General features: G+C 70.9%; 25 protein-coding genes, 1 tRNA gene and 1 riboswitch. Of the genes, 16 read left to right on the top strand and 10 right to left on the bottom strand.

Going from position 1 to position 21755, the window contains the following annotated elements; genetic code table 11:
- The first annotated feature begins 2 nt into the window (after positions 1-2).
- Together DRV85_RS18535 and DRV85_RS18530 are read left to right on the top strand one after the other, a co-directional pair.
- Positions 3-1130: a protein-glutamate methylesterase/protein-glutamine glutaminase gene (locus DRV85_RS18535; protein WP_113290958.1), complete on the top strand. Its 1128-nt coding sequence runs from the start codon at positions 3-5 to the stop codon at positions 1128-1130.
- Positions 1127-2842 (top strand): hypothetical protein, encoded by a 1716-nt coding sequence (locus DRV85_RS18530; protein ID WP_147238896.1) that lies wholly within the window; start codon positions 1127-1129, stop codon positions 2840-2842. Before DRV85_RS18535 ends, DRV85_RS18530 begins: the two co-directional genes overlap by 4 nt.
- A gap of 260 nt (positions 2843-3102) precedes the next feature.
- Here DRV85_RS18530 and DRV85_RS18525 read toward each other — a convergent pair.
- Positions 3103-3189: transfer RNA gene (locus tag DRV85_RS18525), tRNA-Leu, on the bottom strand.
- A 115-nt stretch (positions 3190-3304) separates the two neighbouring features.
- Here DRV85_RS18525 and DRV85_RS18520 point away from each other — a divergent pair.
- Positions 3305-4291 carry a complex I NDUFA9 subunit family protein gene (locus tag DRV85_RS18520; RefSeq protein ID WP_113290956.1) on the top strand — a complete coding sequence of 329 codons (987 nt, stop codon included), beginning with the start codon at positions 3305-3307 and terminating at the stop codon, positions 4289-4291.
- A 5-nt stretch (positions 4292-4296) separates the two neighbouring features.
- On the opposite strand, the gene DRV85_RS18515 is transcribed toward DRV85_RS18520, so the two are convergent.
- The 4 genes from DRV85_RS18515 to DRV85_RS18500 all read right to left on the bottom strand — a co-directional run bounded on the left by DRV85_RS18515 (position 4297) and on the right by DRV85_RS18500 (position 5933).
- Positions 4297-4563 (bottom strand): DUF6455 family protein, encoded by a 267-nt coding sequence (locus DRV85_RS18515; RefSeq protein ID WP_199526086.1) that lies wholly within the window; start codon positions 4561-4563, stop codon positions 4297-4299.
- On the bottom strand, positions 4560-4850 hold the full coding sequence (locus DRV85_RS18510; RefSeq protein WP_147238895.1) for a DUF6455 family protein: 291 nt from the start codon (positions 4848-4850) through the stop codon (positions 4560-4562). Before DRV85_RS18510 ends, DRV85_RS18515 begins: the two co-directional genes overlap by 4 nt.
- 28 nt (positions 4851-4878) lie before the next feature.
- A complete protein-coding gene (locus DRV85_RS18505) occupies positions 4879-5136 on the bottom strand; it encodes a DUF6455 family protein (protein ID WP_113290954.1) in 258 nt (85 codons plus the stop codon).
- A gap of 77 nt (positions 5137-5213) precedes the next feature.
- Positions 5214-5933, bottom strand: a complete 720-nt coding sequence (locus DRV85_RS18500) for a M48 family metallopeptidase (protein WP_113290953.1) — start codon at positions 5931-5933, stop codon at positions 5214-5216.
- 120 nt (positions 5934-6053) lie between these two features.
- On the opposite strand from DRV85_RS18500, the gene DRV85_RS18495 reads away from it, so the two are divergent.
- Positions 6054-6287: a hypothetical protein gene (locus DRV85_RS18495; RefSeq protein WP_113290952.1), complete on the top strand. Its 234-nt coding sequence runs from the start codon at positions 6054-6056 to the stop codon at positions 6285-6287.
- A gap of 32 nt (positions 6288-6319) precedes the next feature.
- Complete coding sequence (trhO, locus tag DRV85_RS18490; RefSeq protein WP_113290951.1) at positions 6320-7234, top strand: oxygen-dependent tRNA uridine(34) hydroxylase TrhO; 915 nt, start codon at positions 6320-6322, stop codon at positions 7232-7234.
- A gap of 82 nt (positions 7235-7316) precedes the next feature.
- Here trhO and DRV85_RS18485 read toward each other — a convergent pair whose 3' ends face one another.
- The 4 genes from DRV85_RS18485 to DRV85_RS18470 form a co-directional block, all read right to left on the bottom strand.
- A complete protein-coding gene (locus tag DRV85_RS18485) occupies positions 7317-8540 on the bottom strand; it encodes an MFS transporter (protein WP_113290950.1) in 1224 nt (407 codons plus the stop codon).
- A gap of 39 nt (positions 8541-8579) precedes the next feature.
- A complete protein-coding gene (locus DRV85_RS18480; protein WP_147238894.1) occupies positions 8580-9068 on the bottom strand; it encodes a thioesterase family protein in 489 nt (162 codons plus the stop codon).
- The gene (locus tag DRV85_RS18475) at positions 9068-9853 is read right to left on the bottom strand and encodes an enoyl-CoA hydratase-related protein (RefSeq protein ID WP_113290948.1); all 786 of its coding nucleotides are present in this window, start codon (positions 9851-9853) and stop codon (positions 9068-9070) included. The genes DRV85_RS18480 and DRV85_RS18475 overlap by 1 nt, the downstream gene beginning before the upstream one ends.
- Before the next feature lie 63 nt (positions 9854-9916).
- Positions 9917-10642 (bottom strand): hypothetical protein, encoded by a 726-nt coding sequence (locus DRV85_RS18470; protein ID WP_147238893.1) that lies wholly within the window; start codon positions 10640-10642, stop codon positions 9917-9919.
- Positions 10643-10759: 117 nt separating this feature from the next.
- Between DRV85_RS18470 and DRV85_RS18465 the strand changes: the two genes are divergently transcribed.
- From DRV85_RS18465 to DRV85_RS19285, 10 genes are all read left to right on the top strand, one after another.
- Positions 10760-11872 carry a glycerate kinase type-2 family protein gene (locus DRV85_RS18465; RefSeq protein WP_113290946.1) on the top strand — a complete coding sequence of 371 codons (1113 nt, stop codon included), beginning with the start codon at positions 10760-10762 and terminating at the stop codon, positions 11870-11872.
- On the top strand, positions 11872-12417 hold the full coding sequence (gene thpR / locus DRV85_RS18460) for an RNA 2',3'-cyclic phosphodiesterase (protein WP_113290945.1): 546 nt from the start codon (positions 11872-11874) through the stop codon (positions 12415-12417). The genes DRV85_RS18465 and thpR overlap by 1 nt, the downstream gene beginning before the upstream one ends.
- A 92-nt stretch (positions 12418-12509) precedes the next feature.
- Positions 12510-12714: riboswitch (cobalamin riboswitch) on the top strand.
- A 127-nt stretch (positions 12715-12841) separates the two neighbouring features.
- Complete coding sequence (locus tag DRV85_RS18455) at positions 12842-14704, top strand: TonB-dependent receptor plug domain-containing protein (RefSeq protein ID WP_113290944.1); 1863 nt, start codon at positions 12842-12844, stop codon at positions 14702-14704.
- Entirely contained in the window at positions 14691-15530 is an 840-nt protein-coding gene (locus tag DRV85_RS18450; RefSeq protein ID WP_113290943.1) for an ABC transporter substrate-binding protein, read from the top strand. Before DRV85_RS18455 ends, DRV85_RS18450 begins: the two co-directional genes overlap by 14 nt.
- Positions 15527-16510, top strand: a complete 984-nt coding sequence (locus DRV85_RS18445; protein WP_113290942.1) for a FecCD family ABC transporter permease — start codon at positions 15527-15529, stop codon at positions 16508-16510. Before DRV85_RS18450 ends, DRV85_RS18445 begins: the two co-directional genes overlap by 4 nt.
- Positions 16507-17274, top strand: coding sequence for an ABC transporter ATP-binding protein (locus DRV85_RS18440; RefSeq protein ID WP_113290941.1), 768 nt, complete (start codon positions 16507-16509; stop codon positions 17272-17274). The genes DRV85_RS18445 and DRV85_RS18440 overlap by 4 nt, the downstream gene beginning before the upstream one ends.
- A complete protein-coding gene (locus tag DRV85_RS18435; RefSeq protein WP_113290940.1) occupies positions 17271-17897 on the top strand; it encodes a MotA/TolQ/ExbB proton channel family protein in 627 nt (208 codons plus the stop codon). The genes DRV85_RS18440 and DRV85_RS18435 overlap by 4 nt, the downstream gene beginning before the upstream one ends.
- Positions 17897-18274, top strand: a complete 378-nt coding sequence (locus tag DRV85_RS18430; protein WP_113290939.1) for an ExbD/TolR family protein — start codon at positions 17897-17899, stop codon at positions 18272-18274. The genes DRV85_RS18435 and DRV85_RS18430 overlap by 1 nt, the downstream gene beginning before the upstream one ends.
- Positions 18271-18687, top strand: coding sequence for an ExbD/TolR family protein (locus DRV85_RS18425; RefSeq protein ID WP_113290938.1), 417 nt, complete (start codon positions 18271-18273; stop codon positions 18685-18687). Before DRV85_RS18430 ends, DRV85_RS18425 begins: the two co-directional genes overlap by 4 nt.
- Before the next feature lie 929 nt (positions 18688-19616).
- Entirely contained in the window at positions 19617-19886 is a 270-nt protein-coding gene (locus tag DRV85_RS19285; RefSeq protein WP_158540197.1) for a TonB family protein, read from the top strand.
- On the opposite strand, the gene cobT is transcribed toward DRV85_RS19285, so the two are convergent.
- Entirely contained in the window at positions 19850-20896 is a 1047-nt protein-coding gene (gene cobT, locus DRV85_RS18415; RefSeq protein ID WP_113290936.1) for a nicotinate-nucleotide--dimethylbenzimidazole phosphoribosyltransferase, read from the bottom strand. The genes DRV85_RS19285 and cobT overlap by 37 nt on opposite strands.
- Before the next feature lie 163 nt (positions 20897-21059).
- On the opposite strand from cobT, the gene DRV85_RS18410 reads away from it, so the two are divergent.
- Positions 21060-21755 (top strand): vWA domain-containing protein (locus DRV85_RS18410; RefSeq protein ID WP_113290935.1); only part of this gene is annotated, 696 nt, incomplete at its 3' end.

Below are 21755 nucleotides of genomic sequence, written 5' to 3'. Positions count from 1 at the left end.
CAATGAGTGACATCCGCAGCTCTCGCTCCGGTGGCGGCAGAATCAAGGTCCTGATCGTCGATGATTCGGCTTCGGTCCGGAACGCGTTGTCCGACATCATTGGAAGCGCGCCCGATCTTGAAGTAATGGCCGTCGCCTCTGACCCTTATGTCGCCGCGCAAAAGATGCGGACCGCTTTGCCTGACGTGATCTTTCTCGACATCGAGATGCCGCGCATGGACGGGATGACCTTCCTGAAAAAGATCATGGCACAGCGCCCGCTCCCGGTCGTGATATGCTCTACCCTGACAGAGGAAGGCTCGCAGACCTTCATGCAGGCCCTGGAGGCCGGTGCTGTCGACGCCATCGCCAAGCCGAAAGTGGCGACCGCGGAGGCTCTCGCCGAGGCGCGCATGCGCATCTGCGACGTGGCCCGTGCCGCAGCCCATGCACGTATCGGCGCCCGCCGACGGACATTGCCACCCATCAAGGTGGAGGAAAAGCTGACCGCCGATGCCGTGTTGCCGCCGTTCGTCCCCAGGCGCACAGGATCTGCCGACACCGACCCCGTGGTCGCCGTCGGCGCCTCGACCGGCGGCACAGAGGCGTTGGCGACCGTTCTCAGGGCGCTTCCCGTAAACTGTCCGGGCATAGCGATCGTACAGCACATGCCGGAGGGTTTCACCGCCGCCTTCGCCCGGCGCATGGATGGAAGTTGCGCGATCAGGGTGAAGGAAGCCGCGCAGGGCGAACTGCTTGCGCCGGGACTGGCCCTTATCGCGCCCGGCGACCGCCACCTGCTGATCGAGCGCGTCGGCCGACACTTCAGGGTCGCCGTTCGTGACGGCCCGCCCGTTTCCAGGCACCGCCCTTCAGTCGATGTCCTGTTCCGCTCCACGGCACAGGCGGCTGGAGCCAATGCCCTGGGCCTGATCATGACCGGCATGGGCGATGACGGCGCACAGGGACTGCTCGAGCTGCGAAGAGCGGGCGCCCGTACTATTGCACAGGACGAGGCCAGTTGCATCGTCTTCGGCATGCCGAAGGAGGCGATCGCCCGCGGCGCTGCCGAGCGGATCCTTGGATTGGACGGGCTGGCCGGGGAGATCGCACGGTTCCAGCCCAACCGGCAGCAGGTGCACACATCATGAAAATGACCGCGACGCCCTCTCTCATGCCGGCCTTTCCCGGCGGTCAAGCCGATTTCACGGCCCGCCTCGCCGCGCCTCGAAAGGAAATCGAGCATGAATTTCTTCGGATGGGCGAGAAACTGATCGCCTGCACCCGGCTCCTGAACGAAACCTCGGAAGCCTATGCCGAGATGGCGGGCGCGCTGGCGGGCTCCGACTTTTCAGAACTGACGGACTCCGTGGATCGCTTGTCGGGGCTTGTCGCCCATCTCGATCGTGACCGGATCGCGACACAGTCGTTCCTGAAGGAGCTCAACGATCTTACAGTCCAGTTTCCTGATCGTATCGGCGCCTTGACGAGAGCCGTCCGGACGCTGCGGATGTTTTTCGTCACCGTCCACAGCGTCGCGGCCACGACCGGCCACCGTGACGCCAACCTTCTGCAATTCGTCGAGGAATTCCAGAAACTCGGCCTCGAGCTCGAGGGCAGCGTGGCGTCCTTCGCCGACGCCTTCGCGCGCATGCGCGACAGCCTGAACGCGGCCAGCGAGATGAATGCACAATTCGGCGCTCAACTCGCGGAGCTGCTCGACAGGATCGCGGCCGAGCGGACGCGGAACCTGGAGGCGATGAATCGTTGTCGTCTCTGGGCCGAGAGCCGCGTCTCCGCCCATGCTCAGCGCAGCGAGAGGATCAGCGCCCGTGTCAGCCGCGCCGTCTCGACGCTCCAGGTCGGCGACAGCACGCGGCAGCGGGTCGAAGATGTCGAGAAGGCGCTACAAAAGCTGAGCGGACACGATGACCACCCATCCGTCTCGGCCGTCTACGCCCTGACGTCCGCGCAGCTGCGCGGCGCGATCGCGGACTTCGACAGCGAAACCGGGGCGCTGGCCCGGTCGCTGCAAGAGCTCTTGCAGGACACCCGGACCATGCTCGACAGCGCTGCGGCCGACTCCGATGCGCTGCTCTCCAGCGGGGATTCCGCCCTTGGCGCCATCGACGGCAGCCTGCAGCAGATCGCGGGCATGCTGGCACAGTACGAGAGTTGCGACGCCGCCCTTTCCGTGGCCATTGACCAACTCGTTGCGGCCGTCGGCAACATGCTCGATCACGTCAGCGCATTCGACGACATCCGCCAGACCGTGCGCCTGCTCAGTATCAATGCCACTCTCCGTTCGAACGCGCTCGACGAAGATGGCCGCGCCTTCCGCCAGGTCGCAACCGATCTGCGCTCCCTGAACGACGAAACCGACGCTCCGGTCGAGGAGGTGATGGACAGGCTGGAGAAATGCGGGGCGACCCTGCGCGGGTTTCTGGACGCAAGGAACTCGGGCGAGGAGAGCCGCACAGACGCGATGCAAGACACCCTCGAGACGTCACGCCGGCGCGTCGGAAACATCGCGACCCGGTTGCGCGACCGCGCAAACTTCATGGCCGATACCGGCCCCAGAGCGCTCTCCGAGCTGCGCGATGCCGCGGCGACCGTGACGGACCGACAGGATTTCTGCGCTACATGGCGCAGGATCGCCGCGGAACTGGCTGCTCTCGCAGGCGAGCAGGATCTGCGCGCGAGCGGCGGCGACCAGCGGGCGGAGCTTCTCGCCGAGATATACAAGATCTATTCCATGAAGGCAGAGCGCGACATCCACAACGCATTGCTCGGGATAGCACCAGAAGAAGACAGCCCAACCAACGGTGAAGAAGAGGACTCCTTGGGCGATATCTTCTTTTAGAGGCAGACGGAACGGCAGTGCCGGCCCGGTTCGAACGCGCCCCGGGAAAGGCCGTCACGCCGCCGCTGCTTCTCGGCGCTACCCGCGCAGAGCAGGGGACTGCCTTCCACCTTGCGCGCGACGGTGGTCCTTACCGGTGGGCGCGCCTTCGGGCGGAGGGTGTGCTCAACCGCCCAGCAGCCGCGGAATGGTGGCGATACTTGGGACATCCGGCCCGCGCAATGAAAGTTGTTTCACAACAATTCATTACATAGAGCTTATGGTGCCCAGGAGAGGACTCGAACCTCCACGGCCGTTAAGCCACTGGTACCTGAAACCAGCGCGTCTACCAATTCCGCCACCTGGGCCGGTGTTGTGGCGGGCGGTTTAGACCCCTGCCGTCACACTGTCAACGCGGTTTCGCGCGCCTTGTTTCGCCCCCGCGCGGGCGGTATGAGACCCCGGCAAGCGACCGGAGGCCTCATGGCGCGACTCGTCACAATCTTCGGCGGTTCCGGGTTTCTCGGCCGCTACATCGCCCGGCGCATGGCGCAGGAAGGCTGGCGCGTGCGCGTCGCGGTGCGGCGGCCCAACGAGGCGATCTTCGTGCGGCCCTACGGCGTGGTGGGCCAGGTCGAGCCGGTCTTCGCCAACATCCGCGACGACGCGAGCGTGCGGGCGGTTCTGCGCGGCGCCGATGCCGTGGTCAACTGCGTCGGCACCTTCGACTGGCGCGGCAGGAACACCTTCGAGGCGGTGCAGGCCGAGGGCGCCGCCCGCGTCGCGCGCATCGCGGCCGAAGAGGGCGTCGGCCGGATGGTGCACATCTCGGCCATCGGCGCCGACCCCGACGGCCCGAGCCGCTACGCCCGCAGCAAGGCGGAGGGCGAGCGCCGCGTGCTGGAGTCCATGCCGGAGGCCGTGATCCTGCGCCCTTCGGTCGTCTTCGGGCCGGAGGACAATTTCTTCAACCGCTTCGCCGGCATGGCGCGGATCAGCCCGATCCTCCCGCTGGTCGGCGCCGGCACGAGGTTCCAGCCGGTCTACGTCGACGACGTGGCGCAAGCGGCCGTGATGGGCGCGACCGGACGGGCAGCACCGGGCATCTACGAGCTGGGCGGCCCGGACGCGGACAGCTTCCGCAACCTGATGGTCGACATGCTCAAGGTCATCCGTCGGCGGCGTCTGGTGCTCGGCCTTCCGTTCTGGATGGGCTGGCTGATGGCCGCGGGCTTCGATCTGCTGGAAATCGTGACGCTGGGGCTCATCCGCAACGGTGTGCTCACCCGCGACCAGCTCAGGAGCCTGCGCCGCGACAACGTGGTGACCGAGGGGGCGCGGGGCTTCGCCGAGCTGGGAATAGAGCCCGCGGCGATGGAGGCGATCCTGCCCGATTATCTGTGGCGCTTCCGGCCATCGGGGCAATACACCGAAATCAAGGAATCGGCGCGCAACCTGCGTGCGCGCTGACACGCTCACCGCGCGAGGGCGGCGAAATCCTCGGCGTTGGCGCAGCCCTCGATCGGCGCGCCGGGCGTGCCCGTCTGCTGCGCGAGCCAAAGCTGGCAATCGTCGGCGAGCCGGCAGTTCTCGCAGCGCGCAACGAGCATGGCGTAACCCTGCGGCGTCAACCGCCCGTCGGCCAGCGCACCGGAGAGGTCGAGGCCCAAAACGCGCGCGACGCTGCGGGCGATCCAGAAGGCGTGGTCGGGGCTCGCCGCGCCGGTCAGAAGCTTGGTCATCGGGGAGTCTCCTCTTCGGCGTCCTGCGCGAGAGCGGTGAGCGTGTCGCGGTTGATGCAGGCCGCCGGGGGGCCCGGGTGCGGCGGCAGCTCCGCACCCTCGAAGCGCGCCAGCCATCGCGCACAGCCCTCTGCCCAGGGACAGCTTCGGCAACGCGCGACGAGCGCGGTCCAATCCGCCGCGTCCAGCGCGCCCTGCGCCCAGACGGCCGCCGGATCCGCGCCGGCGGCGCGCGCCATCCGCTGGACTCGCCAATAATGCTCGCGTTCGGCTCCGAGGGGTTTCATCGGCCTGGCTCCGGGCGCGCGACAGCGCTCAGCGCACCATGAGCCGGGCGAACAGCCCCGCGTTGCGGCAGTAATCCGGCGGCTGATCGCTGCCGTCGCTGTGCGCGTCGAGCCAGTGCTCGCAGGCCCCCGGAGACTCGCAGCCGGTGCAGGCGAGAACGGCATCGCCGATCTCGTCCACGCGCAACTCGCCCCGCAGCGCGCTCTCCTCGAGGTCGAGCCCGAGCGTGCCTGCCATGCGGTCCACCAGCGCGGCGTGGCGCTTGAGGGTCTTGTCGCTTTGCATCGTGACGATCCTCCGTCCTCGCGTAGCGTCACCCTAGCAGGGGCGGGGATCGCATCCCTTGATGCAGGTCAAAGGCGTCATTGCAGGGTCGCCGCGACACGCCGGACCGTCTCGAGCCGGGCGGCGTTGGGCGGATGCGTGCCGAGAAACCGGTTGCCCGGATCGGGCAGACGCTCGAAGAACCGCGCGCCGCGCACAGGGTCGTAGCCTGCGCGCGCGGCGATCAGCGTGCCCAGCGCGTCGGCCTCGAGCTCGAACTCCTTCGAGAAGCGCCGCGCGCCGAGAAGCGCGCCCACCTCCTCGGCCGAGCGCACCGTTTCCGCATCGCCGCCCGAAAGCGTCACGAGCTGCCCGAAGACCAGCGCACCCGTCGCGGCGCTGGCGCGCGTCCGGTCGATATGCCCAAGCAGGTGATGGGCGGCTTCGTGGCTCATGATGAAGGCGAGTTCGTCCTCGTTCTCGACCGCCGTGATCAGCGGCACGGTGAAGGCGATGACCGGCCGGCCGAAGCGGTCGAGCGTCTGAAAGGCGTTCGGCGGCTGGCCCGGGCGGTCATCCACGACGATCCGGAAGTCGCAGTGGCCGCGCGGGCGGATGGCGCGGCATTCGCGCTCGGCCACGGGTTCGACCGTCTCGACGACCGCGGCGAAGCGGCGCACGGCCGCCTCAGCGCGGTCGCGCAACTCGGAAGCGTGCGCGGTGCTCGGGCTCCGGGCAGGCGACGGTGGCGGTGCCTGTGGCACGGCGCAGGCCGCCAGCGACAGAAGCAGCAAGAGGGCGAAGAGCAGGCGACGCATCGGTTGAGAGTGATCCTTGGAGTCGCTTCAGCACATAGACGCCTGCCCGCGACGCCGCCACCCACAAGCCCGCGAGCCGGCCGCAGTTGCGAATCGACGCCGAGCCGTTACGTTCCATGCATGTTCAGTATCGAGCACGAGTTCGACGCGACGGTGGTGACGCTCGTCGACGAGGGTGCGGCGCGGCTTCAGGAGGACGTGATCGTGCATGCCTTCGAGGACTGCGTGACCGTCGAGCAATACGACCCGCGCACCGATCGCGTGCACCGGGTGACGCTGTCGATCACCCAGATGCGCGACCTCGCCGCGGCTCTCCGGCTGCCGGAAGGCGTCTATACGCGCGACGGCGAGTGACTCGGGCGCCCGCGCCGCCTATCGGAAGGCCCATGACACGAATCGCCCGCTTCTATCACTTCGCGCCCGTCGCCGATCCGGAGGCCGTCCGGCAAAACGCGCGCGCGGCGCTCGCCGCGGCCGGCGTCAAGGGCACGCTCCTGATCGCCCGCGAGGGTCTGAACGGCACGCTCGCCGGGCCGCCGGAGGCGATCGCGGTCGCGATGCAGGCGCTGCGGGCAGTGCCGGGCTTCGCCGCGCTGGACTGGACGGAAAGCGAAGCGGATGACATGCCCTTCGCCCGGCTCAAGGTGCTCGTGAAGGCCGAAATCGTGACCATGGGTGCGCCCGAGGCCACCCCCTCCGCCCGCGTCGGCACCCATGTCGCGCCCGCCGACTGGAACGACCTGATCCAGCGCCCGGACGTCACGCTGATCGACACCCGCAACGACTACGAGGTCGCGCTGGGCAGCTTCGCGGGCGCGATCGACCCGGGCACGCGGCGCTTCCGCGACTTCCCCGCCTGGTGGGCCGAGCATGGCGCGCGCTTCGGCAACGGCCCCGTGGCCATGTTCTGCACCGGCGGGATCCGCTGCGAGAAGGCGACGAGCTTTCTGCTGTCCCAAGGCGTGGACGAAGTCTATCACCTCGAGGGAGGCATTCTCGGTTATCTCGAGACGGTGCCGGAAGAGAAGACCCTTTGGCGCGGCGAGTGCTTCGTCTTCGACGGGCGGATCTCGGTCGGACACGGAATGCGGCCCGGCAAGGCGGTGCTCTGTCACGCGTGCCGGCGTCCGCTGCGGCCCGAGGACACGCGCCACCCCGATCACGAGCCGGGGGTGAGCTGCCGCTTCTGCGCCGCCGAGACGAGCGCGGCGGACAAGGCGCGCTACCGCGAGCGGCAGCGCCAGATGCGCCTCGCACAGGCCCGCGGCCTGCGGCACCTCGGCCCGCAGACCGCCAGCTGACCCGAAGAATTTTCGTACGAGAATTCTTCTGACCTAACTGCGCCGGCGCCAGGCGAATTTTCGTACGAGAATTCGCTTGGCGTCAGGCCGGAACGGGGCGGGCGCGGCGGGTGCGCAGCAAAAGCATCGCGACGATGCCGATATTGAGCAGGTTCCAGGCGATCCCGTTGAGGAAGGCGGCGCGGTAGCTGCCCGTCGCGTCATAGATCCAGCCCGACATCCAGCCGCCCAGCGCCATCCCGACGATCGTCGCCATGATGACGAAGCCCACGCGCGCGCCGGCCTCCCTGGCAGGCATGTATTCGCGCACGATCACCGCGTAGCTGGGCACGATGCCGCCCTGCGCCAGCCCGAAGATCAGGCTCACCGTGTAGAGCGAGACGAGCCCGGTATAGGGCAGGTAGAGAAAGAGTGCGATCATCTGCAGCGTGGAGCCGATCAGCAGGGTCACCACCCCGCCGAGCCGGTCCATCAGCACACCGGAAACGAGGCGCGAGACGACGCCGCCCATCAGCATCAGCGACAGCATCTCGGCGCCTACGGCGGGGCCGTAGCCCAGATCCACGCAATAGGCGACGATATGCACCTGCGGCATCGACATCGCCACGCAGCAGCCGATCCCCGCCAGCGCCAGAAGCCAGGCCAGGGTTCGCGGCGAGAACCCGGACGACAGCGCACGTTCTGCCGCCGCGGCGTCGGCGTGGGCGGCCGCGGCCGCGGGTAGGCGGCGACGCAGGAAGAACGAGAGCGGCAGCATCAGGCTCAGCGTGATCGCCGCGAGCGCGAGATAAACGCCGCGCCAGCCCGCCTCTGCCATGATGTCCGCGAGCAGGATGGGCCAGATCGCGCCGGCGAGGTAGTTGCCGCAGGCCGCGATGGCAACGGCGATGCCGCGCCGCTTCAGGAACCAGTGCGAGATATCCGCAATCAGCGGCCCGAAGCTCGCCGCCGTGCCGAAGCCGACCGCGAAATGCAGCACCGCCAGCACTGTAAGCGAAGGGCTGAGGGAGGCGACCGCGAAGCTCGCCGACAGCCCGACCGCCGCGCCGGCCAGCGCGCGCACCACGCCCAGCCGATCCACAGCGCGGCCGATCAGCAGGTTGCCCGCGGCGAAGCCCAGCATGGTCAGCGTGTAGACGAGGGAGACTTCGCCGCGCCCGGCGGCGAACTCCGCCTCGACCGCCGGCAGGATCACCACCACGACCCACATGCCGACGTTGCCGATCGTGGCGATGGCGAGGCTCACCCCCAGCCGCAGCCAGGAATAGGCGCTGTCATGCGTCGCGTCGCTCGAGCTTGCAGACATGCCGCGACCCTAGGTTGCCCCACGGCCGAAGTATAGACCTCAGCGCCGGCGCGAAAGCGCGACGCCGCGGCCCGCCTCGGCCGGGCGCGGCAGGCCGGCGTGTGCCGCGGCCAGACTGTCGAGCGCGGCGGCCACCCGAGGCCGCCATGTGGCGGCGCGGCGCGCCTCGAGATCGAAGGCGAGAAACTTCGCCTCGTTGGTGGCCGCCCGTGCGCCCGCCCCGGTCCACACCTCGTGGAAGAGGATCATGCGCTTCGCGTCGTGGGCCAGAAGCTGCGTCGTCACGGTCACCCGCTCGCCACCGCGCAGTTCATCGAGATAGCAGACATGATTTTCGACGATCACGTATTCCTGCCCGCCACGGTCCTCCATTCGCGTCTCGGGCGCGTTGAGCGCATTCCAGACGGCCCAGTTCGCCTGGTCGCAGATCGTCAGGTAGTGGGCGATGTTGACGTGCCCGAACTCGTCCAGCCAGTCGGGGATCACCTCGCCCGTCCAGCCGGTCAGCGGCGCGGAGGAGAGATCCATCACCGGCCCGTCCACCGCGGTGCGCGCTTCTCGGCGAAGGCCGCCATGCCCTCGGCGGCGTCGGCGCTCTCGTAGATGCCGTCATAGGCCGGAAGCCCCCCGGCGCGCATCCGGGCGAAGGCCTCTTCCACCGACAGATGCGCCGTCGCCGCGTCGATCTCCTTGATCGCGCGCAGCGAGCGCGGCGCGCTCGCGGCCACCCGATCGGCCAGCGCGCGGGCGGTCTCCATCAGCCGCTCGGGCCGCACCACCGCGTTGACCAGGCCCCATCGCGCGAGCTCGTCGGCCGGCACGCGGCGGGCGGTCATCATCATTTCCATCGCGACCGGGCGCGGCAGAAGGCGCGGCAGGCGGATGGCGCCGCCCGAATCCGCGACAATCCCGATCGACGCCTCCGGAAGGCCGAACTCGGCCGTCGCGGAGGCAACGATCATGTCCGCAGCGAGCGCGAGCTCGAACCCGCCGCCGAGCGCGAGCCCGTTCACCGCGACGATCACCGGCTTGGTCAGCCCCCAGAACTCGGTGAGGCCGGCGAAGCCGCCCACCCCCTGGTCGGCGTCGGGGGCCTCGCCGGCCGCGGCGGCCTTCAGATCCCAGCCGGCGGAAAAGAACCGCTCTCCGCCGCCGGTCAGAATCGCCACGGAAAGGGCGTCGTCCTGCTGAAGCGTCTCGAAGGCCGCGCCCAGCGCCTGCGACGTGGCCGCGTCGATCGCATTCGCGGGCGGCCGGTCCAACGTGATCTCGAGAACCCGCCCCCGCCGCTCGGTCTGCACAGCCTGATCCATGCCGTTCCTCTCCGCATCTTGCCGGGGCAAGCTTGCAAATGCCGCCGGGGCGGGCAAGCGGCCTCAGCGCGCCGCGAGGGGCGCGAAACGGCGGACGGCGAAGTCGAGCAGCGCGTAGGTGAAGAGCACCTGTCCGGCGAGTTCCAGCGTCTCCTCGATCCAGGTCGTGAGCGCATAGCGCGGCGACCAGCCCTCGGCCGACACCATCGCGCCGCCGACCATCTCGGCCCCTAGCGCGCCGCCAATGTAGAGCGCCGCGGAGCCCAGGATCAGCAGACGCGTCCGCATCGGCAGCCTGAGGAAGAAGCGCAGATAGATCGCGCCGAGCACCAGCAGCCCGAGGCCCACCGGGATGACCCAGGCGTAATGGAAAGCCCCGCGGAAGTCGCCCGCGCCTTGCAGGGCGCGGCCCATCGCCTCGTGCGCCGAGACGAACTCGTCGAGCGAGAGAACGAAGAAGATGAGGCCCAACGCCGTCCAGTAAGGCCAGTCCGTATCCGATGCCGCACGCGCAGTTCCCCCGATGCAGACCAGCAGGCAACCGTTGAGCAGCAACAACCCGCTGGCCACCCAGGTGGGCAGATTGTGTTCGGCATCGAGCTGGAACTGCCGCAGGAGCGGTTCGAACTCGCGGACTCCGTCGGACCCAATGAAGAGATAGGCATTGTTGACGAAGAGTCCGCCGAGCGCGAGGATCGCGACCATGACGAGCAGCCACATGAGCAGCCTCGCAGGGTCAATGCGCAGAACGAGCAGCTTCTGCTGCGAGGGCTCGGCATCATCAGCCATGCAGCAGACGTTACCTTTTTGTTACATTGCGCGACAAGCGCAGGCTGCGCGACAGCCGCGATGCTCCGCGAAACGTGATGCAGCGCCGTCACGAACCGACTGCCCGGCGCGCGGCTGATGCGAACGGACAGGAGGCTCGCCGGGCTCTGGAGCGCCGGCGTCGCAGCGGTCGAGGGGCGTCGGGCGGTTGGACGGTCCCTTGATGCAGCCCCGATTCCCCGTCCCGATCTCGTGCTGGCGGTGGGCAAGGCCGCGGTCCCGATGACGCGTGCCGCACTCGAAACATTCGGAGAGGTGCCGGCGCTCGCCGTGACCAAGCATGGCCATGGCGCGGACGCGCCACCTGGGCTGGAGCTGATCGAGTCCGGTCATCCGCTGCCCGACGCCGACAGCCTGCGCGCCGGGGCGGCGCTGCTCTCGCGCGCCGCGGCGTGCGGCGCAAGGGACCACCTGTTGCTTCTCGTCTCGGGCGGTGCGTCGGCGCTGGCGGAGGCGCCTGCCGAGGGGCTGACGCTCGACGATCTGGCGGCCGAGACGCGACACCTTCTGGCGTCGGGCGCCGACATCGCGACGATGAACGCCCGACGGCGTCAGCTTTCGCGAATCAAGGGCGGGCGGCTGCTCGAGGCGTTCCGTGGCGCGCGCGTCACGGTTCTGGCGATCTCGGACGTTCAGGGGGACGACATCGCCGTGATCGGCTCGGGCATCGGTCTGGTTCCCGCCGACGCGGCCTTCTCTCACGAGACGCGGATCGTGGCGTCCAACGCGCTGGCGCGCAGGGCGGTCGCAGCCGAAGCCGAGGCGCTCGGCCTGCCGGTGCAGAGCGACGAGGAAACCCTCTACCGCGACGTCGCGGAGGCCGCGGCGATGATCGGCGCACGCCTCCGCGACGGCCCGCCCGGGCTGCATGTCTGGGGCGGGGAGCCGACCGTCATGTTGCCCGAGCGGCCGGGGCGCGGCGGCCGCAACCAGGCGCTGGCGCTGCTGATCGCGCGCGAGATCGCCGGATGCGACGGCATATCGGTTCTCGTGGCCGGAACCGACGGCACCGACGGGCCGACCGTCGCGGCGGGCGCCTTCGCCGACGGCGCAACATGGGGCGCGGGCGCGCAGGCCGCGCTCGACGCCGCCGACAGCGGGGCGTGGCTCGAGGCCCGCGGTCTGCTCTTCGCGCCGGGGCCGACGGGCACCAACGTCATGGACCTGGCGCTCGGTCTGGTGGAGGACTGATGCGGCTCTTCCTGTCCATCCCGATCCCCGAAGAGGTCGCGGACCTGCTGGAGGATCTGCAGACCGATCTGCCGGCGGGGCGGCCCGCCGATCCCGAGCAGTTCCACCTGACCCTCGTGTTTCTGGACGAACAGCGCGAGGAGGTCGCGCAGGCGATCCACGAGTCGCTCGAGAGCCTGCGTGCGCCCGCGGTCGAGATCCGTCTGCGCGGGCTCGAACTGTTCGGCGGGCGGGAGCCGCGCACGCTCTATGCCGGCGTGGCGGATCCGGAACCGCTCAGAGCGTTGCACGCCAAGGTGCTCGCCCGGCTGCGCGCGGCCGGCGTCGCGCCCGAGCGCCGCCGCTTCCGTCCGCATGTGACGATCGCGCGGTTCAACGCCCTGCGGCGCGGCGAAAAGCCCAGGCTCGAGCGCTTCATCACCGAAAACGCGCATTTCGAGGCGCCGCCCTTCCTCGCGCGGGAGATCGAACTCGTCCACTCCGTGCTCGGCGCGCGCGGCGCGCGGCACGAACCGCTGGCCGCCTATCCGCTGATCGAGGAATAGGCGATCGCGGCGCGGTTCCGGCGCCTCTGGGCGGAGGCCGACGATCGCGCCGCGGACACCCCGCGCTTATTGACAACCACGTGACGAGGCGCGACTACTGATCCCGCTTCGGTTCCGCCGTCGAGCGCGGCGGATGAAAAGGGAACGCGGTGCGGGGATCTCCCCTAATCCGCGGCTGCCCCCGCAACTGTGAGCGGCGAGCGACACCGGCACACGCCACTATCGCCCAGGCGATGGGAAGGCCCGGTCTAGCCAGGACCCGCAAGCCAGGAGACCTGCCGAAGCGATCACCCTGTCCGGGCGCGGGGCGCGCCATGGGCAACGGACCCTTCCGTCGTGGTGACACCTTTTTCACCGCCCGCGGAGGGGACTCCCTCCAACGGCAAACGCGATCTTTCCGGCGCAGGCCGGGGGAGGGACAGACATGACGACACGCAAGGCCTTTCCGGCCTCCGTGGCAGTGGCCGCGCTCTTCGCGCATGCCGCGAACGCACAGGGCTTCGATCTGGGCGAGATCGTGGTCTCCGGCGGGTTCAATCCCATCGAGGCCGAGACCTACGGCCGCTCCGCCAGCGTCATCACCGCCGAAGAGATCGAGGCGCAGGGCATCACCACCGTTCAGGACGCGCTGCGCGCGCTGCCCGGCCTTTCGGTCGTGAGCCAGGGCAACAGCTTCACCGAGGTCCGTATCCGCGGGGCGGAGGCGAATCACACGCTGATCCTGATCGACGGGATCGAGGCGTCGGGTGGCGACGGCAATTACATCCTGAGCGGGCTCGAGACGCTGGGCGTCGAGCGCATCGAGGTGCTGCGCGGGCCGCAGTCGGTCTTCTACGGCTCGAACGCCTCGGCCGGCGTCATCAACATCATCACCGACAAGGGGGAACAGGGTCAGCAGGCGCGCGCGCGGTTGCAATACGGCGCAGGCCATGCCGCCAGCCTCGCCCTGTCCTCGCGCGGGCCACGCGGCGGGCTGTCGTTCAGCCTGAGCGACACCTACGACGAGGGCTGGGACTTCTCCGGGTCGGACGGCGAGAAGGACTCGACCGAGCGCCGCACGGTGCGGCTGTCGGGCGACGTCTCGCCGGCCGAGGGGCTGACCTTCGGCTTCACCTATCGCCGCTCGGAAGAGCGCTACGAGTTCGACAACGCCGACGGCACAGCGACCTCGCCCTCGGGCTACGTGGTGGACGCCACGGCGCCCTTCTCCGAGCGCGACGAGACCACCGCGGGCCTCTATGCCGAGGTGGAGGCGATGGGGGGACGGCTCGTGCAGCGGCTGTCGTGGAACCTCACCGACAACGATCAGTCCTTCTTCGGCGGCCCGCCGACGCGAACGCGCACCGAAGCGCTGAAATACCGGCTGAGCTATGCGCTCGACGGGCAGGCGGTTGCGGTGTCCGACCAGACGCTGACCGCCTTCGCGGAGCGGTCCGAAGATTCCAGCAGCTCGAATCCGGCCTTCGACCGGGAGTCGACCTCGATGGCGCTGGAATATCGCGGCAGTTTCGACAACGGTCTCGACCTTCAGGCGGGCCTGCGCCACGACGACAACAGCGTCTTCGACGACGCCACGACCTGGGTGCTGGGGGCCTCCTACACGCTGGACAACGGCGTGCGGCTGCATGCCTCGGCCGGCACAGGGGTGGTCAACCCGAGCTACTTCGAGCTCTACGCCGCCGCCTTCGGCTACACCGGCAACCCGAACCTGTCGCCCGAGCGCAACCGCAGCTGGGACGTGGGCGTGGAGGTGCCATTCGCGCAGGGCCGGGGCGTGGTGGACGTGACCTATTTCGACGAGACGCTCGAGGACGAGATCACCGATGTCTCGACCGGCCCCGGCACCTTCAGCTTCGTCAACCAGACAGGCGAGAGCACGCGGCGGGGCGTCGAGCTGGAAGGCAGCTGGGCGGCGACCGAAGCGCTCGACCTGCGCTTCGCCTATACCTGGCTTCAGGCGGAGAACCCCGACGGCTCCGTCGAGTTGCGGCGGCCGGAGCACGAGGTGCTGCTCGGCGCAACGATGGCGACCTTCAACGGCCGCGGCCACGTCTCGGCCGATGTCCGGCACGTCGCGGGCAATTACGACACGCAGTTCTTCGGCGGCTTCAGGACGCTGGAATTGCCCGCCTACACCACCGTCAACCTCGCGGCGCGCTACGCGATCGACGACACGCTCACGCTGACCGGCCGGGTCGAGAACCTCTTCGACGCCGATGCGGTGGACAGCTGGGGCTACGCGAGCCGCCCGCGCACGATCTACGTGGGCCTCGATGCGACGTGGTAGGCTGATCGCCGGTCTATGCGCCGGGCTGCTCGCCGCCGCCCCGGCCGCGGCCGAGGCGCCCGCGCGCGTCGTCTCGATGAATCTCTGCACCGACCAGCTCGCGATGCTGATCGCGGGAGAGGGCCAGCTTCTGTCGGTGAGCGCCGTCGCACGCGACCCGCGCTCGTCGGCCATGGCGGAGGAGGCGGCCGACTATCCCGCGAACCACGGACGCGCAGAGGAGATTTACCTGCTGCAGCCCGATCTCGTGCTCGCCGGCCGCTTCACCACGCGGGCCACCGTGGACATGCTGCGCCGGCTCGGCATCGCGGTGGAGGTGTTCGAACTCGCCCGATCGCTCGACGACGTGCGCGCGCAGATGCTCGAGATGGGCCGGGTGCTCGGGCGCGAAGAGGAGGCCGCCCGGCGCGTCGCCGCCTTCGACCGCCGCCGCGCAGCCCTCGCAGAGGAGGTCGCGCACCGGCCCTCGGCCGCGCTCTACTACGCCAACGGCCACACCGCCGGCGACCGCTCGCTCGCGGGCGAGATCCTGCTCGCGGCGGGCTTCGAGAACGCGGCGCGCGCTGCGGGCTTCCCCGACGGGGGGCGCATGCCGCTCGAGGTGCTGGCGCTGACTTCGCCCGAGACGGTCATCACCTCCCGCCCCTACCCCGGCGCCTCGCGGGCGGAGGCGATTCTCGATCATCCGGTGGTGCGAGAGATGCGGCGCGCCCGCGTCTCCGGCAGCTTCGCCGACCGCGACTGGGTCTGCGGGACGCCCTACGTCCTGCGGGCGATCGAGGAACTGGGCCCCCTGCGCGACGCAGTGCTCTCGGCGGATCCGTGACGCGCCTGATCGCAGCCCTCGCCGCCCTGGTCGGCGCGCTCTTCCTGGGCTCGCTCACGCTCGGCCCCGCCGGGATCGGCCCAGGCGAGAGCCTGCGTGCGCTGGTGCTGGGCGATGCGGGGCCGCTCACGCTCGTCATGCGCGAGATCCGGTTGCCCCGCGCGATCCTCGCGGTGCTCGTGGGGGCGAGCCTCGGCCTCGCCGGCGCGGCGATGCAGGGCTACCTGCGCAATCCGCTGGCCGAGCCGGGGCTGATCGGGGTCTCCGGCTCGGCGGCCCTGGGCGCGGTGATCGCCCTGCAGACGGGCCTTGCCGCAAGTCTCTGGTTCGGCCTGCCGCTGATGGCGCTCGCGGGCGCGCTCGCGGGCGTGGGCCTCGTTCTCGCGCTCGCCGGGCCGCGCGGCGGATCACTGACGTTGATCCTCGCCGGCATCGCGATCTCGGCGCTGGCAGGGGCGCTGACCTCGCTGGTGCTGAACCTCTCGCCCAATCCCTTCGCGGCGAACGAGATCATGTTCTGGATGATGGGCTCGCTCGCCGATCGCTCGATGACTCATGTCTGGATCGCCCTGCCCTTCACGCTGCTCGGCTGGGCGCTGCTGGCGACGCTGGGCCGCGGGCTCGACGCGCTGACCCTGGGCGAGGACGCGGCCAGCGCGCTCGGCGTCTCGCTGCGGCGGGTCCGGCTGACGCTGGTCGCCGGGACGGCGAGCGTCGTGGGCGCGGCGACAGCCGTCGCCGGCGCGATCGGCTTCGTCGGGCTCGTCGTGCCGCACATCCTGCGGCCGCTGGTCGGCGCGCAGCCCTCGCGGCTGCTGCCGGCCTCGGCGCTGGGCGGCGCGGCGCTGGTGCTCGCCGCCGATATGGCCGTGCGGCTGATCCTGCCGGCGCGCGATCTCAAGCTCGGCGTGCTGACGGCGCTGGTGGGCGCGCCCATCTTCCTGCATCTCATCTACCGCACGCGGAAGGAGATGGCATGACCGCGCTCGAGCTCCGCCATCTGTCGGTCACGCTGCGCGGTCGCGCCGTGCTGCGCGACGTGTCGCTCCGCGTGGCGCCCGGCGAGCTCGTGGGCCTGATCGGTCCCAATGGGGCAGGCAAGACGACGCTGATGCGCGCGGCCCTCGGGCTCGTCCCCTTCGAGGGCGAGAGCAGCCTCGCCGCCATGCCGCCCGCGACGCGCGCCCGCACCGCGGCCTGGCTGCCGCAGGCGCGCGAGATCGCCTGGCCGGTCACGGTGGAGCGGCTGGTGATGCTCGGCCGGCTCCCGCATCTCGCTGCGGGCCAGCGCCCGACCGCGCAGGATCGGGCCGCCGTCGATGCCGCCCTCGCGGCGACCGGGCTCGCCCAGTTCCGGCACCGGACCGCCACGCGGCTGTCCGGCGGCGAGCAGGCGCGCGCGCTGATCGCCCGCGCCCTTGCGCAGGAGGCGCCCCTGATCCTGGCCGACGAGCCCACCGCCGGGCTCGACCCGGCCCATCAGATCGCCACGATGCAGCGGTTCCGCGCGCTGGCCGATGCCGGGCGCGCTGCCTTGGTGTCGATCCACGATCTCGGTCTCGCCGTGCGTCACTGTACGCGTCTCGTCATGCTCGACGCCGGACGGCTCGTCGCCGACGGCGCCCCTGGGCGCGTGATGACGCCCGAACGGCTGGCGCAGGTCTTTCACGTGCGGGGATATTTCGCCGACACGGCCGAGGGCCCCGTCTTTCAGTCGCTCGATCTGTTGGAGAAGGTGGAATGACGGATCTGGCCGGCCTGCAGGAGTTTCTCGCGCGCGGCGGCCCCGCGCTCTGGGCGATCGCGACGCTCTCGGTGCTGACGGTCGCCCTCATCCTTTGGAAGATCGCGGCGCTGCTGGCCACCGGCGCATGGGTGCGGCGCGGGGCGGAACGCCTGATCGCCGAATGGCAGGCCGGCCAAGAGGGCACCCACCGCCGCGCGAGGACGGGCGCGACCGGCGTGCGCGGCCGGGTGGTCGCGGCGGCCATCGCGGCGCTGCAGGCCCTGCCCGGCGAGGCGGCCCGGGAGGAGACGGCGCGCGTCGCGCGCGCCGAACTCGCCCGCCTGCGCGACGGTCTGCGGGCGCTCGAGCTGATCGCGACGATCGCGCCCCTGCTCGGCCTTCTCGGCACGGTGATGGGTATGATCGAGGCGTTTCAGGCGCTTCAGCAGACCGGTGCGCGGGCCGACCCGGCGGTGCTCGCCGGCGGCATCTGGGAGGCGCTGCTGACCACCGCCGCCGGCATGGCCGTGGCGATCCCCGCCGCCGCGGCGCTCACCTGGTTCGAGAGCGTGGCAGAGCGCGTCCAGACGGACATCGAGGACATGGCGACGCGCGTCTTCCTGGCCCGGGAGGGCGCCTGATGTTCGCCTTCGGCCCGCCCCGCCGCGCCCGGCGCCCCAGTCTCACGCCGATGATCGACGTGGTGTTTCTGCTGCTGGTGTTCTTCATGCTCGCCGCGCGCATCGGACAGGAGGGCGCGCTGACGCTCGCCACGGGCGGCGGCGACGGCGGATACAAAGGGCCGCCGCGGCTCGTGACGATCGCACCGGACGGCGTGACGCTCAACGGCATGGCCGTGGCGGAGCCGGCGCTCGCGGAGCGGCTGTCAGACCTCGGCGGCGGACCGGGCCGGGCGGTGGTCCTGCGGGCGGAGGGCGGCGCCAGTCTGCAACGCCTCGCCGACGTCGCGGGCACGCTCGCGGCGGCCGGGTTCGATACGCTGGTGCTGGTCGAATGAGGGACCTCGCGTTCATACGCGCCTCCGGCGGGCTTGGCCTTGCGCCGCCGCCCCGGCGACGCGCGTTCGAAAGCGTCGTGCCGATGATCAACGTGGTCTTTCTGCTGCTGATCTTCTTCCTGATGACGGCAGAGATCGCCCCGCCCGAGCCGCTCGCCGTCAGCCCGCCGGCGGGAGAGACCGACGGCGAGTTGCCGGCCGGCCCCTCCCTTCACGTCGCGGCGGACGGACGGCTCGCCTACGGCGCGGCGAGCGGCGCGGCAGTCTGGCCCCTGCTGGCCGGGCGTAGCCCCGAGGCGGCGCTGCCGGTGCGTGCGGATGCGGACCTGCCGGCCGCGAGCCTCGCCGCGCTCCTTGGCCGCCTCGCAGAGGTCGGCGTGACCCGAGTCGACGTCGCCGTGGTGCCGCGATGAAGCGCTCTCTCGGCTTCGGAAGCTTCGTCGCGGTCTCCGCCTCGCTCCACCTGGCGGCGTGGAGCGGCCTCGCCCCCGCCGGCGGCGGCAGCGGCGCGGAGCAGTCAGGCGCGGCACCTCGGGCCGGCGCGGCGCCGGCGATCGAGGCCGCCTCGCCCGAGATCGCGGCGCTCGCCGCGGCATGGCGCCGGCCGCCCGAGGTGCAGGCGGTGGTCGAGGAACCCGACCGCGTCACGCCTGACGTCCGCACCGTCGCTCTGCCGCGGACCGACGTCGCGCCGCCGCGCCGATCCGTGCCGGGACGGCCCGAAGCGACGGATGACCCGGCGACGCCCGACCTGCCACAGCGCGCCGCCCCAAGGCAGGACAGCGCGCCGGTGCAGCCCGTCGCGCCCGATGCGGTCGCAGACTCGCCACCTGATCCGCTTGAGCCGAGGCGGAAACACTCGCCCGCGAGCCCGCCGTCGCCCCTCGCGGCGGCAGAGCCGGATCGCCCGCCCCGCGCAGCTCCCCTTCCCGCTGCCAGTGCGCGCACCCCACCCGAAACGCCCCGTCTCGCGCGAGCTCCGGAGGTCGCGAGGTCCGCCATGCACGATGCAGGCACGGCGGACCGCCCTGCGCAGCAGAGCCGACCCGACGCACTGGCACCGCCCGCGCATGAAGCTCTGGCAAGGGCCGCACGGACGGTGCCGGACACGCCGAGAACCGGCGGCGCACCGCAGGCTTCGCCCCGGCCGGCGGCGCGGCCAACGGCGCTCGCCGCTGCGCCTCTTGCAACCGAACCCGCAAGACCCGCGGCCAGCACCTCCGCGGCCCGGCCAGACGCCGGATCGCGCCCGCCAGGCGGCGGTTCCCCCGACAAGGCCGCAGGGGGAAGCGACTCCGCGTCCGGCAAGGCGGCGCTGGGCGCGGGTGCGCGTCAGCAACTCATGGCCGCATGGGGCGGCCGCATCCTCACGAGCCTCGAACGCGCGAAGCGTTACCCGCACGGCACGCGCGCTTCCGGCAAGGTCCGGCTCAGCCTGCGCGTGGCGCACACGGGCGCGCTCGCAGGCGTGTCGGTGGTGGGATCGTCGGGCGTCCAGCGGCTCGACGCGGCCGCGGTGGCCGCCGCACGACGCGCGCGCCTGCCGCGCGCGCCGCAGGACATGCCGCCCGGCGCCTATTCCTTCACGCTGTCGATGCGCTTCGCCCCCTGACCGCCGATCCCGGCCTCCGCGAAGGTCGCCATGCCGTCGTGGCAGGCGACCGCGCCCCGGAGCACGCCGAGCGCCAGGGCGGCCCCGGTGCCCTCCCCGAGCCGAAGCCCCAGATCGAGGAGCGGATGCATCCCGAGCGCCGCCAGCATCGGTGCATGACCGGGCTCGGCGCTGGCATGGCCGACGAGACAGTGATCGAGGAGCCCGGCCGCCTCGGCGCGAAGCGGCAGCACCGCCGCCGTGCAGATGAACCCGTCGAGAAGGACCGGGATGCGCGCCGCGCGCGCCGCGAGCACCGCGCCGCAGAGGGCCGCCTGCTCCCGCCCGCCGATCGCGGCGAGGGCGTCGAGGCCCGTCCGCCCGGCATGCCGGTCGATTGCCGCCGCCACCGCCGCGCGCTTCCGCGCGAGCACCGCGTCGTCGGCGCCGGCGCCGGGGCCCACCCAATCGTCGGCGCCGCCGCCGAGATGCAGCGCCGCCATGGCCGCCGCGACGGTGGAATTGCCGATCCCCATCTCTCCCAGCAGCAGCACGTCCGCACTTGGATCGACCGCCTTGGCGCCCCGCGTGATGGCCGCCGTCACCTCCGCTTCGGAGAGCGCATCGCCTTGCGTGAAGTCGGCCGTGGGCCGGTCGAGATCCAGCGGCACGACCGAAAGCGTCGCGCCCGCCGTGCGACAGAGCTGGTTGATCGCCGCGCCGCCGGCCGCGAAATTCGCCACCATCTGCGCCGTCACCTCCTGCGGATAGGGATTCACACCCTGCTCGCAGACGCCGTGATTGCCGGCGAAGACCAGCGCCTGCGCCGTCGCCGCACGCGGGCGCGCCACACCCTGCCAGCCGGCCATGAACTCCGTCAGTTCCTCCAGCCGGCCGAGCGCGCCCGCCGGCTTGGTCAGTTCGGCCTCCCGCGCCCGCACGGCGGCCGCGGCGGCCTGATCGAAGGCGGGAAGCCGGGCCGCCAGGTCGGGCAGATCCGCGAAGCGATGGAGGGCGATCGGTTCCGTCATCGGGTCTCCCATGCAGGCGGAGGAATGGATCCCCGGCAGACTGGCACGGCGCGTCGGGCCGCTGCAAAGCGAAACGGGCGGGGGCCTCCCCGGCCTTGTGCAACCTGCCGGGGAGAGGATAGGCCGTTGGCGTCCGACCGAAATCTTCGCAAGGAGCGATGCAATGCCGGGACTGCGCGCCCTCACTCTCGCCACCCTCGCCGTCGCGAGCCTTCACGGCCGCCCCGCCCAGGGCGAGGACGTCATGCTCGTCTTCGACGGGTCCAACTCGATGTGGGGACAGATCGACGGCACGGCGAAGATCGAGATCGCGCGCGGCGTGATGGACCGTCTGCTTGGCGATTGGACGGAAGAGCGGGCGGTCGGGCTGATGGCCTACGGCCACCGGCAGCGCGGCGACTGCACCGACATCGAACTGCTGCTGGAGCCGGCGCCGGGCAACGCGGCAGCCATCCAGGACCGCATCGACGCGATCACGCCCCGGGGCAAGACCCCGCTCACCGATGCCGTGGAGCAGGCCGCGCGGGCGCTGTCCCACACCGACCGGCCGGCCACGGTCGTTCTGATCTCGGACGGGCTCGAGAGCTGCGAGCGCGATCCCTGCGCGCTGGCGGCGGAACTCGAACGCTCTGGCGTCGGCTTCACCGCCCATGTCGTGGGCTTCGGCCTGGGCGAGGATGAGGACGGCTCGCTCGCCTGCATCGCCGAGGCCACGGGCGGGCGATACCTCTCGGCCGCGGACGCGGGACAACTCGGCGCGGCTTTGGGCGAGATCGCCACCGCGGTGGCCGAGACACCCGAACCGGAGCCTGAACCCGAGCCGGAACCCGCCTACGACGTCACGCTGCAGGTGCCCGGC

The organism is Rhodosalinus halophilus (assembly GCF_003298775.1).
In the GTDB taxonomy this organism is placed as follows: domain Bacteria; phylum Pseudomonadota; class Alphaproteobacteria; order Rhodobacterales; family Rhodobacteraceae; genus Rhodosalinus; species Rhodosalinus halophilus.
This window is presented reverse-complemented; position numbering and strand designations above follow the sequence as displayed.

Coding starts and splice junctions, on each gene's coding strand:
- DRV85_RS18535 (WP_113290958.1), top strand. CDS start 3: ATGAGTGACATCCGCAGCTCTCGCTCCGGTGGCGGCAGAATCAAGGTC.
- DRV85_RS18530 (WP_147238896.1), top strand. CDS start 1,127: ATGAAAATGACCGCGACGCCCTCTCTCATGCCGGCCTTTCCCGGCGGT.
- DRV85_RS18520 (WP_113290956.1), top strand. CDS start 3,305: ATGGCGCGACTCGTCACAATCTTCGGCGGTTCCGGGTTTCTCGGCCGC.
- DRV85_RS18515 (WP_199526086.1), bottom strand. CDS start 4,563: ATGACCAAGCTTCTGACCGGCGCGGCGAGCCCCGACCACGCCTTCTGG.
- DRV85_RS18510 (WP_147238895.1), bottom strand. CDS start 4,850: ATGAAACCCCTCGGAGCCGAACGCGAGCATTATTGGCGAGTCCAGCGG.
- DRV85_RS18505 (WP_113290954.1), bottom strand. CDS start 5,136: ATGCAAAGCGACAAGACCCTCAAGCGCCACGCCGCGCTGGTGGACCGC.
- DRV85_RS18500 (WP_113290953.1), bottom strand. CDS start 5,933: ATGCGTCGCCTGCTCTTCGCCCTCTTGCTGCTTCTGTCGCTGGCGGCC.
- DRV85_RS18495 (WP_113290952.1), top strand. CDS start 6,054: ATGTTCAGTATCGAGCACGAGTTCGACGCGACGGTGGTGACGCTCGTC.
- trhO (WP_113290951.1), top strand. CDS start 6,320: ATGACACGAATCGCCCGCTTCTATCACTTCGCGCCCGTCGCCGATCCG.
- DRV85_RS18485 (WP_113290950.1), bottom strand. CDS start 8,540: ATGTCTGCAAGCTCGAGCGACGCGACGCATGACAGCGCCTATTCCTGG.
- DRV85_RS18480 (WP_147238894.1), bottom strand. CDS start 9,068: ATGGATCTCTCCTCCGCGCCGCTGACCGGCTGGACGGGCGAGGTGATC.
- DRV85_RS18475 (WP_113290948.1), bottom strand. CDS start 9,853: ATGGATCAGGCTGTGCAGACCGAGCGGCGGGGGCGGGTTCTCGAGATC.
- DRV85_RS18470 (WP_147238893.1), bottom strand. CDS start 10,642: ATGGCTGATGATGCCGAGCCCTCGCAGCAGAAGCTGCTCGTTCTGCGC.
- DRV85_RS18465 (WP_113290946.1), top strand. CDS start 10,760: ATGCGAACGGACAGGAGGCTCGCCGGGCTCTGGAGCGCCGGCGTCGCA.
- thpR (WP_113290945.1), top strand. CDS start 11,872: ATGCGGCTCTTCCTGTCCATCCCGATCCCCGAAGAGGTCGCGGACCTG.
- DRV85_RS18455 (WP_113290944.1), top strand. CDS start 12,842: ATGACGACACGCAAGGCCTTTCCGGCCTCCGTGGCAGTGGCCGCGCTC.
- DRV85_RS18450 (WP_113290943.1), top strand. CDS start 14,691: ATGCGACGTGGTAGGCTGATCGCCGGTCTATGCGCCGGGCTGCTCGCC.
- DRV85_RS18440 (WP_113290941.1), top strand. CDS start 16,507: ATGACCGCGCTCGAGCTCCGCCATCTGTCGGTCACGCTGCGCGGTCGC.
- DRV85_RS18435 (WP_113290940.1), top strand. CDS start 17,271: ATGACGGATCTGGCCGGCCTGCAGGAGTTTCTCGCGCGCGGCGGCCCC.
- DRV85_RS18430 (WP_113290939.1), top strand. CDS start 17,897: ATGTTCGCCTTCGGCCCGCCCCGCCGCGCCCGGCGCCCCAGTCTCACG.
- DRV85_RS18425 (WP_113290938.1), top strand. CDS start 18,271: ATGAGGGACCTCGCGTTCATACGCGCCTCCGGCGGGCTTGGCCTTGCG.
- DRV85_RS19285 (WP_158540197.1), top strand. CDS start 19,617: ATGGCCGCATGGGGCGGCCGCATCCTCACGAGCCTCGAACGCGCGAAG.
- cobT (WP_113290936.1), bottom strand. CDS start 20,896: ATGACGGAACCGATCGCCCTCCATCGCTTCGCGGATCTGCCCGACCTG.